At 63.5% G+C, this 14,454-nt stretch carries 12 protein-coding genes; 7 read left to right on the top strand and 5 right to left on the bottom strand.

Translation table 11 applies throughout. From position 1 onward, the window contains the following. Positions 1-9: 9 nt before the first annotated feature. From A7W11_RS01710 to A7W11_RS01700, 3 genes are all read left to right on the top strand, one after another. Positions 10-1,980, top strand: a complete 1,971-nt coding sequence (locus A7W11_RS01710) for an acyl-CoA synthetase (protein ID WP_082887030.1) — start codon at positions 10-12, stop codon at positions 1,978-1,980. Between the two features lie 218 nt (positions 1,981-2,198). Continuing rightward, the gene (locus tag A7W11_RS01705; RefSeq protein ID WP_066406884.1) at positions 2,199-3,179 is read left to right on the top strand and encodes a tripartite tricarboxylate transporter substrate binding protein; all 981 of its coding nucleotides are present in this window, start codon (positions 2,199-2,201) and stop codon (positions 3,177-3,179) included. Between the two features lie 341 nt (positions 3,180-3,520). Beyond that, positions 3,521-4,246, top strand: coding sequence for a ribonuclease activity regulator RraA (locus A7W11_RS01700; protein WP_066406876.1), 726 nt, complete (start codon positions 3,521-3,523; stop codon positions 4,244-4,246). A 26-nt stretch (positions 4,247-4,272) separates the two neighbouring features. Here the strand turns inward: A7W11_RS01700 and A7W11_RS01695 are convergent, their stop codons facing one another. From A7W11_RS01695 to dnaA, 5 genes are all read right to left on the bottom strand, one after another. Next, the gene (locus A7W11_RS01695) at positions 4,273-5,388 is read right to left on the bottom strand and encodes a Fic family protein (RefSeq protein WP_066407360.1); all 1,116 of its coding nucleotides are present in this window, start codon (positions 5,386-5,388) and stop codon (positions 4,273-4,275) included. Positions 5,389-5,522: 134 nt separating this feature from the next. Next, positions 5,523-6,062, bottom strand: coding sequence for a hypothetical protein (locus A7W11_RS27840; RefSeq protein ID WP_156522964.1), 540 nt, complete (start codon positions 6,060-6,062; stop codon positions 5,523-5,525). Between the two features lie 84 nt (positions 6,063-6,146). Continuing rightward, a complete protein-coding gene (gene gyrB / locus A7W11_RS01690) occupies positions 6,147-8,600 on the bottom strand; it encodes a DNA topoisomerase (ATP-hydrolyzing) subunit B (RefSeq protein ID WP_066406874.1) in 2,454 nt (817 codons plus the stop codon). 157 nt (positions 8,601-8,757) lie between these two features. Then, a complete protein-coding gene (gene dnaN / locus A7W11_RS01685) occupies positions 8,758-9,867 on the bottom strand; it encodes a DNA polymerase III subunit beta (protein WP_066407355.1) in 1,110 nt (369 codons plus the stop codon). A 2-nt stretch (positions 9,868-9,869) separates the two neighbouring features. Beyond that, positions 9,870-11,327: a chromosomal replication initiator protein DnaA gene (gene dnaA, locus A7W11_RS01680; protein WP_066407358.1), complete on the bottom strand. Its 1,458-nt coding sequence runs from the start codon at positions 11,325-11,327 to the stop codon at positions 9,870-9,872. Between the two features lie 444 nt (positions 11,328-11,771). Here dnaA and rpmH point away from each other — a divergent pair, with 444 nt between their 5' ends. The 4 genes from rpmH to yidC all read left to right on the top strand — a co-directional run bounded on the left by rpmH (position 11,772) and on the right by yidC (position 14,354). Beyond that, positions 11,772-11,906, top strand: a complete 135-nt coding sequence (gene rpmH, locus A7W11_RS01675) for a 50S ribosomal protein L34 (protein ID WP_003800771.1) — start codon at positions 11,772-11,774, stop codon at positions 11,904-11,906. Between the two features lie 69 nt (positions 11,907-11,975). Further along, on the top strand, positions 11,976-12,350 hold the full coding sequence (locus A7W11_RS01670; protein ID WP_066406870.1) for a ribonuclease P protein component: 375 nt from the start codon (positions 11,976-11,978) through the stop codon (positions 12,348-12,350). After that, the gene (yidD, locus tag A7W11_RS27220; RefSeq protein ID WP_082887029.1) at positions 12,347-12,616 is read left to right on the top strand and encodes a membrane protein insertion efficiency factor YidD; all 270 of its coding nucleotides are present in this window, start codon (positions 12,347-12,349) and stop codon (positions 12,614-12,616) included. The genes A7W11_RS01670 and yidD overlap by 4 nt, the downstream gene beginning before the upstream one ends. Positions 12,617-12,665: 49 nt before the next feature. After that, positions 12,666-14,354: a membrane protein insertase YidC gene (yidC, locus tag A7W11_RS01665; RefSeq protein ID WP_066406869.1), complete on the top strand. Its 1,689-nt coding sequence runs from the start codon at positions 12,666-12,668 to the stop codon at positions 14,352-14,354. The last annotated feature ends 100 nt before the right edge of the window (positions 14,355-14,454 follow it).

Below are 14,454 nucleotides of genomic sequence, written 5' to 3'. Positions count from 1 at the left end.
GTCCGCATCATGAATGCCGCAGCCTGGCCCGATGACGCCACCGCCGCCCAGCGGGCCTTTCGCGCGGGTCCGCCGGTGCGCAGCCTGGCGGACGTGCGCCGCCTGGAATCCCTTGCGCTCGATCAGGCCGTTACCGCGAGCAGCACGTACGAGATCTTCCGCAACGGCGCCGCGGCCTTTGGAGACAAGCGGGCGCTGACGTTCCTGCATACCGCCGAGCCCGGCGCCGCGTCTTCGTCGTTGAGCTATGTCGAGTTGCTGCAAGGCATCCATCGCACCGCGAATGCCCTGCATGCGTTGGGAGTGGGTGCGCGCGACAGCGTGGCGATCATGCTGCCGGGGTGCCTGGAATATCACCTGGCGTTGTGGGGGGGCGAGGCGGCGGGCATCGTGCAGCCGCTCAATCCCATGCTGAACGAAGACAAGCTCGCGGCCCTGTTGAATGCGACGGGCGCCGTGGCGATGATCGCGTACGGCAGCGACAAGGAATCGGAGATCTGGTCGAAGGCGTTGCGCTTGGCGAAGGTGGTGCCGACGTTGCGGGTGGTGTTGCGGGTCAGGCCGGTCGATGAGTCGAACCTGACCGGGGCAACGTCCCACCCGTCCCCCGAGGCCGACTCATCCCGCCACACGGTTCGCATGTTGGACTTCGATGCGGCGTTGGCATCGCAGCCCCACGATCGTCTGCTCAGCGGCCGTGTTCCCCAGCCCACTGACATCGCCTCGTACTTCCACACCGGCGGCACCACCGGCGCGCCCAAACTCGCCATCCACACGCATGCCAACCAGGTTTTCACCGCATGGGCCGGCATGCAGCTGCAAGGCGCGGGGCCGAACGACGTCGTCATCAACGGCTACCCGCTCTTTCACGTGGCGGGCGTGCTGCCATCCTCGTTGGCCGCGCTGTCGGCAGGCGTCGAGATCGTCATCCCGACCACCGCACTGATGCGCAACCGCGACATCATCCGCAACTACTGGCGCCTGGTCGAACACCATCGCGCCACGTCGCTGCAAGGCGTGCCCACCGTGCTGGCGGCCCTGGCGGAAGTGCCGTTGGATGGCGCCAACATCTCGTCGCTGCGTTATTGCCGCACCGGCGCCGCGCTGCTGCCGCCCGAGCTGGCCGCGCGATTCGAACGGCAGTTCGGCCTGCATGTGCATGAAAGCCTGGGCATGACCGAGATGGCCGGCATCTCCAGCATCACGCCGCCCGGCGTCATCGGCCCGGTGGGTTGCGTCGGCTTTCCCTTGCCGTATGCCCGCATGCGCATCGTCGCGCTGGACAGCCTGGACGGCAATGGCCGCGACCTGCCCGTGGGCGAAGTCGGCATGGTGCTGTTCCGCTCGCCCAACGTCTTTCCCGGTTATCTCGATGCCGCCGACACCGCCGATGCCTTCACCAAGGACGGCTGGCTCATAACCGGCGACATCGGCCTGGTCGACGAAGAAGGCCGCCTGCACCTGAAGGGCCGCGCCAAGGACCTGATCATCCGCAGCGGCCACAACATCGATCCCAAGGCCATCGAGGATGCGCTGGGCGGACATCCCGCCGTACGCCTGTGCGCGGCCGTGGGCGCTCCCGATGCCTATGCCGGCGAGCTGCCCGTGGCGTATGCCGTGCTGGCCGAGGGCGTCGAGGTCAGCGAGACCGAACTGCTGGCCTACGCCGCGAGCCACGTCGAAGAGGCGCCCGCGCGGCCCAAGCGCATCACCATCCTGCCCACCCTGCCGACCACCAACGTGGGCAAGATCTACAAGCCGGAACTGCGCAGGCTGGCGGCCGAAGCGGCGGTGATGGCAGAAGCGCAACGCCTGTGGCTGGCCGCTGGAGAAACCGGCGTGCCGCCGTTGAAGATATGGGCGGAATCGGCCTCGGTCGTATCCGTGACATCACAGGGCGCTATCAATCCAGCATCGTACGAATCGCTGCGCCAGGGCCTGCAACGCCTGCCGCTGGATATCCGGTTTCGCGATGCTTGAGTAGTGCAGGGCGATGGCACGCGCACGGCGATGCGCGCCATGCCTGCGTGAAAAAGGAGGGAAGGCAACCCGGCGTGCCATCGCCACGGTTGCCGCATGCAGTGCCGAGTACCGCCGTGACGTATCGCCAGTGCGCTGGCAGCGCCGCGGCAAGCAAGCCGTATCGATCGCCCGAGAAGCGACAGCACAAACCAACGAGAAGACCGAAGGAGACAACCATGACCCAGCCGTTCACCCGGCGCGCCTGCCTGCTTGCGATGGCTGGCGTGGCGCTAGGCGCTGCCCTGCCTGCCGCACACGCCGCCGACACCTACCCCAGCAAACCCATCACCCTGATCGTGCCCTGGCCCGCGGGCGGCTCCACCGACCGCCACCTGCGCGCGCTGGCGCACATCGCTGGCAAGCACCTGGGCCAACCCGTCATTGTCGAGAACCGTCCTGGCGCCGGCGGCACGCTCGGCCCCAGCAGCATGGCCATGACGGCCAAGCCCGACGGCTACACCATCTCGCAGTATCCGCTGGGCCTGCTGCGCATGCCGCACATGCAGAAAGTGAAGTGGCATCCCATCGACGACTTCACCTTCATCATGGGCCTGTCGGGCTACACCTTCGGCCTGACCGTGCGCAGCGATTCGCCCTTCAAGACCTTCGACCAGTACATCCAGGCCGCGCGCGACAAGCCGGGCAGCGTCAACTACGGCTCCACCGGCACGGGCTCGTCGCCGCACCTGTTCATGGAAGAAGTCGCCATCAACGCCAAGGTGCGGCTGGAGCACATTCCGTTCAAGGGCAGCGCCGAACTGCAACAAGCCTTGCTGGGCGGGCACATCATGGCGCAGAGCGATGCGGCAGGCTGGGACAAGTTCGTGGACGGCGGGCAGATGCGTTTGCTGGTCACCTTCGGCGAGAAGCGCACCGAGCGCTGGCCGGATGTGCCCACGGCCAAGGAGCTGGGCTATGGCGTGGTGTCGACGTCGCCTTACGGATTGGCGGGGCCCAAGGGCATGGACCCGAAGATCGTGAAGATCCTGCACGATGCGTTCAAGCAGGCGCTGCTCGATCCTGAAAGCGTGGAGATCATGCGCCAGCTGAACCAGGACGCGGCGTACAGCACCGGCGAGGATTTCAAGGCCTGGGCCAGCCAGACCTTCGTGAAGGACAAGGCAATGATCGAGAAGCTGGGGCTGGCGGCGAAATGATGGGATGATGCCTGTCGGGTGAATCACGTTGCCCGATACCGAGTGCCCGGATGACGATGCCGTCCGGGCACTTTGCTTTTCAGGCTTGTTTTCTTCTCAGTATGTCGTTGGCTATCGGCGTATGGTGTGCCGGGGTTTTCCGATATATATCGGATCGAGAAACTCCAATCCTATTTCACGGTCGAACGTCCCGCGTCTCGGCCTGTCTGGCCTATCTGCAAAACACTGCAAATTCCGCCAGGCGTTTGGAGTTGTGGTATTTGCCGTAGCGCTAGTGTGATAGCGTCTTTCCAAAAGAATCAACCGCAGTATTCCGTCATCAACGAATCAGGAGCTTTCCCATGGGCATGGACCCCATTGAGTTGGACGAAGACATCGTGCGCGCGCTGTCAGGTGTAACCACCGCCACCTTGACCACCGTGCTGCTCAAGAAGGGCCTGCGCAATGTATGGATGCGCGGCGCCAAGCCCATCCGTTCTGGCCAATCCCGCATCGTGGGCCGTGCCTTTACGCTGCGTTTCGTGCCTGCCCGTGAAGACCTGGCCACGCCGGCTTCATGGAGTTCGCTGATTTCCACCCGCTCCGCCATCGAGAATATTCCGCCGGGCTGCATCGTCGTGGTCGACGCCATGGGCCTGACAGATGCCGGCATTCTCGGGGATATCCTGTGCGCGCGCATGGCCAAGCGCGAGGTGCTGGGCCTGGTTACCGATGGCGCCGTGCGGGATATGGATGGAGTGATGGATACGGATCTGCCCGTGTGGTGCGCGGGTGCCGCGGCGCCGCCGTCGGTCGCCAGCCTGACGTTCGTGGGTTGGCAGGAGCCCATCGGGTGCGGCGGCGTGGCCGTCTATCCGGATGACATTATCGTCGCGGATAACGATGGGGCAGTGCTGATTCCGTCGGCGTTGCTGGATGATGTGGTTGAAGCTGCCTTGGAGCAGGAGAGGCAGGAGGGCTGGATCATGCAGCAGGTTGCCGAGGGGCATGCGTTGCCGGGGCTGTATCCGCCGAATGAGGAGAACAAGGCGCGGTATGAGGCTTGGGCGAAGCAGCAGAAACGTTGATAAACGCCTGAATGCACACGGGCCGATCAATCGGCCAATTCGTATGAGGTGCTGCGACCGCCGGCCTCTGAGCGGCGCAGCACTCCCAATGCCACCAGTTCGGTCAAATCCCGCAAGGCGGTATCGGGCGAGCATTTGGTCAATGCTGCCCATTTACTGCTGGTCAGCTTTCCTTCAGAACCGTCCAGCAGCCGCGTCAGCACTTTGTGCTGCCGCGCGTTGAATGCTGCGCCCGCCCAGCGGCGCCAGAACTGCGCTCGAGCCAGTACCTCGTCGACTTGAATATGTGCGTGCTGCACAGCGCGATGTAGCGTAGCCAGAAACCAGCTCAGCCATTCAGTGATATCCAGATCGCCTTTTTGAGTGCGCTCCAGAATGTCGTAATAATCTTTCCGTTCGCGCTGGATTTGCGCCGACAGGCTGTAGAAACGTTGCGGGCTTTTCTCGGCGCGCGCCAACAGCAGATCGCCGACGGCGCGAGCGATACGGCCATTGCCGTCATCGAAGGGATGCAGCGTGACGAACCATAGATGGCCCAAACCGGCTTTCAGTAATGGAGGATCGCTGGTGTCGTTTTCCAGCCAATCGAGGAACCGGGCCATCTCATCGCCCAGCCACTGCGCAGGGGGCGCTTCGAAATGCACGCGCTGGCGGCCCATTGGCCCGGAGACGACCTGCATGGGGCCCAAGGCATCGTCACGCCAATCGCCGACACGTATCTTGGACATCCCACTGAAGCCGGTAGGGAACAGCGCAGCGTGCCAGCCTTGCAACCTGGAAGCCGTCACCGGGGCGTCGTAGCGTGCCGTGGCGTCCAGCACCATGTCCACGACGCCTTCCACGTGGCGGTCCACGGGAGCAAGGGCTCCGATGTCCAGGCCCAGGCGGCGGGCGACGGAAGAACGCACTGAACCGACGTCCAGCCGTTCTCCCTCGATTTCGCTGGTTTTGAGTACGTCCTGCGTGAGGGCGTCCAGGCTGGCTTGGTCTTGCAAGGCCATGCCTACGTCGACCAGCCGGCCTGCGAGCAGCCCCTGTGCATGCGCGACAGCCGCCAGGGGCGCGGCCAAGCGAGCCGCGTCATAGCGCCATTGCGGCCAGTCTGGGGACTTCCAGATGTAGAGGTAATCTCCGCGAATCATGCGGAGATTGTGGAAGAAAAACACCGCTTGCGCAACGATAAAGCTTTTTTATATCGAAGAACCGCAATAGCAACACTCGCCACGCTTGATCCACGCAAGCCCGTTCTCGCACTAAACGCGTCAGCGAGCCAAATTTACATGTCTCCCTGACATACCAACTTGTCGTTCAAGGCGAGTAAACGTGCTTGATACTCAGCCACTTGGCGCTTGTAGTCAGAAATCTTGGGCTTTTCAGAATCCCAAGAATATGCAGACTCGAGCAAACTCTCGGTCCGCTCTTTTTTCTTCTCAATATCCTTTGCCATCAGCAAAACGTTGCAATTCGAGGCATACGATTTCACTGTTTCCTGCAAATCGCCATTCGATTTCCTCCACTGCTCAAGAACTCTTTTATATTCATTAAGGTCGGAATTCGACTTGTCGAAATCCGACTTAAATCGCTCACGGTCGGCCTCAGCGAGACTCACTTTCCTTTTAAGCGATTCAATTTCTGAATTTGCGCTATAAAGTCGCTCTGACGCTGATTTTTCCTTGCTGCTCAGCTCAGAAATCATTTCCGCCTTAATCTGTACTCGAATAATTTCAGACGCCGCCCAACCAGCCGCGAAACCTGCAATGATGGCTCCGCAGAAGAGGACAACTGCATTATCTTCGATTTTTTTCTTCAGAGTCATTGTGATGATAATAAAAAATAGATTCCTGACCAAAAAAAGGCTCCCATTTTTTGAGAGCCCCTCATCAATCAACAATCAAAATGACTACGCATCAATATTCCCCGCCGACAACGCATGCGCTTCAATAAACGCACGCCGGGGCTCAACATCATCCCCCATCAGCGTAGTAAACACCTCATCCGCAGCAATCGCATCCTCGATCTGCACACGCAGCAAACGACGCACCTTCGGATCCATCGTCGTCTCCCACAACTGCTCGGGATTCATCTCCCCCAGACCCTTATACCGCTGCTTGCTGATTCCACGCTCCGCTTCACTACGCAGCCACTGCATGGCTTCGCGGAAATCCGACACCGGCTGTTCCTTGCGCTTCTCGCCCTCGCCGCGCACAACGATCGCGCCGCCACGGATCAACCCCAGGAACGTCTTGGCCGACTTGGCCAGCACCGCATAATCCGACCCACCGACGAAATCGCCATCGATCACGCTGACCCGCACGTTGCCGTGGTGCATGCGCTTCACGACCAGACGATGCTTCTCGGTGGCTTCATCGAACTGCGCCTCGATCTCGACACCTGCGCCGAACTCGCTGCCCGCCAACGCACGCGTCAGTGCCTGGGCCGATTCCTGCGTACGCTCGGCGTTGTCCAGATTGATCTCGACCCCCTCGGCCAGCGCCGACAGCGCCGCCACGTCGAACACGCGCGACAGGCGGCTGATCACCGCATCGGCCAGCACGTACTGGCGAGCCAGCTCAGCCAGCGCTTCGCCTGAAATCGGGTCCGCGCCATCGCCCGGCAACAGCGCGGCATCCTTCAGCGCCAGCTGCAGCATGTACTGCGCTTCCTCGACGTCATCCTTCAGATAACGCTCGTCGCGGCCGACCTTGACCTTGTACAGCGGCGGCTGGGCGATGTAGACGTAGCCGCGCGACACCAGTTCGGGCATCTGGCGGTACAGCAGCGTCAGCAGCAGCGTACGGATGTGCGCGCCGTCGACGTCCGCGTCGGTCATGATGATCAGGCGGTGGTAGCGCAGCTTGTCGACGTTGAAGTCGGGGCCGATGCTGGTACCCAGCGCGGTGATCAGCGTGGCGATCTGTTCGCTGGCGATCAGGCGGTCGAAACGTGCCTTCTCGACGTTCAGCACCTTGCCGCGCAGCGGCAGGATGGCCTGGAACTTGCGGTCGCGGCCTTGCTTGGCCGAGCCGCCTGCCGAGTCACCCTCGACGATGTACAGCTCGCACAGCGCGGGGTCTTTCTCTTGGCAATCCGCCAGCTTGCCGGGCAGGCCGGCGCCTTCCAGCACGCTCTTGCGGCGCGTCATCTCGCGCGCCTTGCGCGCGGCCTCGCGGGCGCGGGCGGCCTCGACGATCTTGGCGCACAGGGCCTTGGCGTCGTTGGGATGTTCGAGCAGCCAGGTTTCCAGCGAGCGGGCCACGGCATCTTCGACCGCCGGACGCACTTCGCTGGAGACCAGCTTGTCCTTGGTCTGACTGCTGAACTTGGGCTCGGGCACTTTCACGGACAACACGCAGGCCAGGCCTTCGCGCATGTCGTCGCCGGAGGTCTCGACCTTGGCCTTCTTGGCCAGGTCGTTGTCGGTGATGTACTTGTTCAGCACGCGCGTCATCGCCGCGCGCAGGCCGGTCAGGTGCGAGCCGCCGTCGCGCTGCGGGATGTTGTTGGTGAAGCACAGCACGCTTTCGCCGTAGCTGTCGTTCCACTGCATGGCGACTTCGACGCCGACGTGCACGCCACCCGCCGCCGATTCGGCGGTGACCGCGAACACGTTGGGGTGCAGCACGGTCTTGCTGCGGTTGATGTACTCGACGAAGCCCTTCACGCCACCCGAGAACGCGAAGTTCTCTTCCTTGCCCTGGCGCTGGTCGACCAGGCGGATCTTGACGCCGTTGTTCAGGAACGAGAGCTCGCGCAGGCGCTTGGAGAGGATCTCGTAGTGGTATTCGACGTTGGTGAAGATGACGGCGTCGGCCAGGAAGCGGACTTCGGTGCCGCGCAGGTCGGTCTTGCCCGTGACGCCCAGGGGCGCCACGCGCTCGCCGCGGCGGAACTCCATCTGGTGCACTTCGCCGTTGCGGCGGATGGTCAGGCGCAGCCACTCGGACAGGGCGTTCACGCAGGACACGCCCACGCCGTGCAGGCCGCCGGACACCTTGTACGAGTTCTGGTCGAACTTGCCGCCGGCGTGCAGTTCGGTCATCACGATTTCGGCGGCGCTGCGGCCGAACTCGTCGTCCTTGTGGACGTCGGTGGGGATGCCGCGGCCGTTGTCGGTGACCGAGATGGAGTTGTCGGTATGGATGGTGACGACGATGTCGTCGCAATATCCGGCCAGGGCTTCGTCGATGGCGTTGTCGACGACCTCGAACACCATGTGATGCAGGCCGGTGCCATCGGACGTGTCGCCGATGTACATGCCGGGGCGCTTGCGCACCGCCTCCAGGCCCTTGAGCATCTTGATCGAATCGGCGCCGTAGCCGCCGTTTTCAGCCGGAGTGTTCTGTTGCTCAGACATATGGAATTCTTAGCCTTCAAAAAGGGCCCCGATACCGCATTCCGTGGTGTGCTCGAAGAGCAGTGCCGGAATGCGATCCGGCGGCAAAAGCGGCCTCACGGCCGGGCGGGCCGCCGCGGGCAACACGCCCGCCTGCGGCCGCTGGGCGCATGCGCAATCAAATGCGCATGGGCATGACGACGTACTTGAACTGGTCGTCTTCAGGCAGGGTGATGAGCGCCGACGCATTGGCGTCGGGCATCACGGACCACTGGATGTTTTCCGTCTTGACGTTGCCCAGCACGTCCAGCAGGTAGCTGACGTTGAAGCCGACGTCCAGCGGTTCATGGCCATAGTCGATGTCGAGCTCTTCCTGCGCCTCTTCCTGCTCGGCGTTGGAGGACGAGATCTTCATCTGGTTCTGCGCCAGCTGCAGGCGCACGCCCTTGAACTTGTCGGTGGTCAGGATGGCGGCACGCTGCAGGCTGCCCTGCAGCAGTTCGCGCGACACGCTGAAGTGACGTGTGTAGTTGGTCGGGATGACGCGCGTGAAATCGGGGAACTTGCCCTCGACCAGCTTGGAGACCAGCTCGACGCCGCCGAAACGGAAACGGATCTGGCCGGGCGCGACATCCAGCGAGACCGGCTCGTCGGAGTCTTCCAGCAGGCGCTGCATTTCGAGCACGGTCTTGCGCGGCACGATGACTTCATGGCGCTCGGCGATGCCGTCGGCGGCGGTGGCGCAGTGCGCCAGGCGGTGGCCGTCGGTGGCCACGGCGCGCACGTGGCCCGGCTCGAACACCAGCAGCATGCCGTTCAGGTAGTAGCGGATGTCCTGCTGGGCCATGGCGAAGTGCACCATGTTGAACAGGTGGCGCAGCATGCGTTGCGGCATGGTCAGCGAGACGTTCCACTGCTCGGGCTGGGCCACGGTGGGGAACTCGCTGGCGGCCAGCGTCTGCAGCGCGAAGCGGCTCTTGCCGGTCTGCACGGTGAGCTTGCTGTTGGCCAGCGACAGGCGCACGTCGTCGGTGGCCGGCAGCGCCTTCAGGATGTCCAGCAGCTTGCGCGCGGCCACCGTGATCGACTCGTTTTCGGAACCCACGCCGAAATCCGCATGCGTCGTGATCTGCACTTCGAGGTCGGTGGCGATGAACGACACCTTGTTGCCCTCTTTGCGCATCAGGATGTTCGCCAGGATGGGCAGGGTGTGGCGTCTTTCGACGATACCCGCCACGGTCGACAGCGGTTTCAGCAATGCATCGCGTGTGGTTTGTACGAGTTGCATGTTCATCCTTTTAGAGTTTGTTCCAACACGTGCAGGGTATGGTTGAGTTCCGCTTGCTTGGCCCGGGCATCGGAGATCTTGCGAACCGCGTGCAGCACCGTGGTGTGATCGCGGCCACCGAACAGATCACCGATTTCCGGCAGGCTTTTCTGGGTCAACTCCTTCGCCAGGTACATTGCAACCTGACGCGGCAACGCAATATTGGCGGGACGCCGTTTCGAATACATGTCGGCGACCTTGATCTTGTAGAAGTCGGCGACTGTTTTCTGGATGTTCTCGACCGTGATCTGGCCGTTGGACACGGACAGCAGGTCTTTCAGGGCATCTTTGCAGACGTCGACCGTCAGGACGTCGCGGCCGTGGAAGCGCGCATAGGCCAGTACCTTGCGCAGCGCGCCTTCGAGCTCGCGCACGTTGCTGCGCAGGTGCTTGGCGATGAAGAACGCGACTTCTTCCGGCATGGGCACGCCCTCGGACTCGGCCTTGCGCAGCAGGATGGCCACGCGCATCTCGAGTTCGGGCGGCTCGATGGCGACCGTGAGGCCGGAATCGAAACGCGAGATCAGCCGGCTGTCGATGCCGGAGAGTTCCTTCGGATACGTATCGCTGGTGATGATGATCTGCTTGCGCTGGGCCACCATCGCCTCGAAGGCGTAGAAAAACTCTTCCTGAGTGCGGTTCTTGCCGGAGAAGAACTGGATATCGTCGATCAGCAGCAGATCCAGCGAGTGGTAGTACCGCTTGAAGTCGTCGAACGCCTTGCGCTGGTAGGCCTTCACCACGTCGGACACGTACTGGTCGGCATGCACGTAGCGCACGCGCACGCCGGTGCCCGCCGCCACCATGGCATTGCCGATGGAGTGGATGAGGTGGGTCTTGCCCAGGCCCACGCCACCGTACAGGAACAGCGGGTTGTACGAGATGCCGGGATTCTCGGCCACCTGCAACGCCGCCGCGCGGGCCAGCTGGTTGGCCTTGCCGGTGACGAAGTTGTCGAACGTGAGATCGGTGTTCAGGCGCGAACGTTCGTACACCAGGCTGGCCGCATCGGTGGCCGCGCCGCCGGACATGGCGGCGGCCTGGCTGCCGACCCCGGCGGGCATGGGAGGCGCGGCGGGCGCGGGCTCGTCCAGGTGCATCTGCTGCGTGGACGCAACAGGCGGCGGCGCGGAGTTCGGCGAGCGCGGCGCCTGCGGAATACGCGGCGCGCTGCTGCTGCCCGGCAACTCGAACGTGACCTGTACCGGTCGCTCGAACCATTCGGAGGCAAGGGCTTCGATCTGGGTGGAGAAGTTCTTGCGAACCCAGTCGAGCTTGAAGCGATTGGGCGCGGCGACGCGCAGCACCGCGTTCGCCTCATCGAAGGCGAGCGGAACTAGCGGCCGGATCCAGGCGCTGATTTGTTGGGGGGGGAGTTCCTGCTCAAGACGACTGACGCAGGTCTGCCAGAATTCTTTCATGTCGCTCTTGTTCAAACCTCGATTCTACCGTGCCTGAGGGCAGGTTATCCACAGCCCGCGACCGTTACATCTCTGAGAGCGGCCGCTAACTGTTTGACAATGCGAAGGAAACTTGCTGAAATGGTGGGCTTTTCCGAATTCTACCTGTCGAAGACGGGGCAAAAGTGCGGAAGCAGGGCCGCGGCAGAGCTTAAAACCCTCTGGAACCGGCTCTGTGGAGTTGTAAGACTCCGGGGAACGTCTGCCTACGACGACATGTTGCCGAACAGGCCATGCCGATCACGCAGCCGGTCTCGAAAGTCCCTGATCGCGGCGAAACCGCAACAGGGTAGCCCGCAGCCGCGGGCCAGGCCTGGCGGCACGCCGCCGGCCATACGGCAAGAAATACAACCAACCCGCAGCAAGTAACCCGGTCATTCGGCCTGTTCTTTCCTTGGAACGTCCATGAAACGCACCTACCAACCTTCCGTCACCCGTCGCAAGCGCACCCACGGCTTTCGCGTGCGCATGAAAACCCGCGGCGGCCGCGCCGTCCTGAACGCTCGCCGCGCCAAGGGCCGCAAGCGCCTGGCCGTCTAAGGCCCGGCGGTTTCGAGACCGCATCGCGCGCCCCGGCGCACCCTGCGGTTCCGGCTGGACCTGCCGTTCATGACACGCGCCACGCTCCCTGCGGAGGCGCGACTGCATCGCCCCTCCGAGTACGCCGCCGCCCTGAAAGGCCGGCGTGCGGCCCGAGGGGCGTTTTTCATCATCAGCGCCATTCCCGCCGTTGCCACCACGGAAGGGGAACCCGCCTGTGCGCGGCTCGGCATGGTGATCGCCAAACGCTTCGCGCCCCGCTCCGTCACCCGCAACGCCCTGAAGCGCGTCATCCGCGAAGCTTTCCGGGCCAAGCGGCTGACGTTGCCTGCCCACGACTACGTGGTCCGGCTGCAAAGCCGCGTCGCACCGGTTTCACTGACTGAGCTCAAGCGCACGGCACGCGCTGAAGTAGACGCTCACTTCGAGCGTATCGCGCGATGATCAAGGCACTGTTGATTGCGCCGATCCGGTTCTACCGGTTCTTCCTCAGCCCTTGGATTGGCCGGCAGTGCCGTTTTACGCCGACCTGTTCCGCCTACGCCATCGAAGCCATCGAACGCCACGGCCCCTTGCGCGGTCTATGGTTGGCGGCCCGCCGTATCGGCCGCTGCCACCCCTGGTCACCCGGGGGCCACGATCCCGTGCCGGATGCCGACAGCAACGGCGCGCCCTGTTGCTCGGGGCATCGCCGCACGGGAATGGATTGACGCTACACTGGTGGGCTTTGCTGGTCCGCCGCTCACTTCCTCAGGAACCATGGATATCCGACGCACCGTCCTCTGGATGATTTTCGCTTTCTCGCTGCTGCTGCTGTGGAACAACTGGCAGGTTCAGCACGGCAAGCAGTCGCTGTTTGGCCCGTCCACCCCGGCGGCCCAGACTCAAAACGCCAAGCCGGCCGAGCCCGCGCCCACCGCTTCGATCCCGAACGCGCCCGCGGCCAACACCGGTTCGTCCACGCCCAGCGCGCCGGGCAGCTCCGTGCCGGGCACGGGCACGCCGGTCAAGGCGGAAGAAGTGGTGGTCACGTCCGACGCCCTGCGCCTGACCTTCGACACCACCGGCGCCCAGCTGATCCGCGCCGAACTGCTGAAGTTCACCGACGGCGAGACTCAGCGCCCCACCGTGCTGCTCGACCGTTCGCCCAACCTGACCTACATCGCGCAAACCGGTGTGGTCGGCGCCGCCAACGGCGAAAGTTTCCCGACGCACCAGACGCCTTTCCGCCTGGTCTCGACCGAGCGCACGATGACCGGCGACACCCTGCCCATCGTGTTCGAAGCCGAATCGGGCGGCCTGAAGGTCACCAAGACCTTCACGCTGCATCGCGGCCGCTACGACGTCGACGTGCGCCACGACCTGTCGAACACGGGTTCGGGTCCGGTCAAGCCCGCGCTGTACCTGCAGCTCGAGCGTGACGGCAGCGATCCGGCCGGCACGTCCAGCTTCTATCACACGTTCACCGGCATGGCCGTGTACTCCGACCAGGAGCACTTCCAGAAGGTCACGTGGTCGGACATCCAGAAGAACAAGGGCGGCTACGTCAAGCAGGCCGACAACGGCTGGATCGCCGTGGTGCAGCACTACTTCGCCACCGCCTGGATTCCGCCGCAGGGCAAGGCCCGCAGCAACGAAGTGCTGCAGGTCCAGCCGAACCTGTACGCCGCGCGCACCGTGGAAGCGGTGGGCGAGGTCGCCCCGGGTTCGACGGCCACCGTCGACTCGCACCTGTGGGTCGGTCCGCAAGACCAGAAGGCCATGGCCGCGCTGGCGCCCGGCCTGGAAACCGTGGTCGACTACGGCTGGCTGACCATCATCGCCAAGCCGCTGTTCACCCTGATGACCTGGCTGCACAGCGTGCTGGGCAACTGGGGCTGGACCATCGTGGCCCTGACGGTCATCATCAAGGCCATCTTCTTCCCGCTGGCCGCCGCCAGCTACAAGTCGATGGCGCGCATGAAGCGCGTGGCGCCCCGCCTGCAGGCCCTGAAAGAGAAGTACGGCGACGATCGCCAGAAGCTCAACCAGGCCATGATGGAGATGTACCGCACCGAGAAGATCAATCCGCTGGGCGGCTGCCTGCCCATGGTGGTGCAGATCCCGGTGTTCATCTCGCTGTACTGGGTGCTGCTGGCCAGCGTGGAAATGCGCGGCGCGCCGTGGATCCTGTGGGTGCACGACCTGTCGGTGCGCGATCCGTTCTTCATCCTGCCCGCCATCATGATGGGCACCATGTTCCTGCAGATCCGCCTGAACCCGACGCCGCCGGACCCCATCCAGGCCAAGGTCATGATGGTCATGCCGCTGGTGTTCGGCGGGATGATGTTCTTCTTCCCGGCCGGCCTGGTGCTGTACTGGTGCGTGAACAACACGCTGTCCATCGCGCAGCAGTGGACCATCACGAAGAAGATGGAAAAGGAGACGGCCAGCGCGGCGAACGGCTGAGCGGGCCGGCCGGGGCGGTGAAAGCCGCCTGACCGGCGTTTTCCAGGAAGGGCTGGATGCCACGATGCAATCCAGCCCTTTTTCTATGCTTAAGAGCACG

This window comes from Bordetella ansorpii, assembly GCF_900078315.1.
Taxonomy (GTDB): domain Bacteria; phylum Pseudomonadota; class Gammaproteobacteria; order Burkholderiales; family Burkholderiaceae_B; genus Bordetella; species Bordetella ansorpii.
The sequence above is the reverse complement of the archived record's forward strand: the minus strand, read 5'-3'. Positions and strand labels throughout refer to the sequence as shown.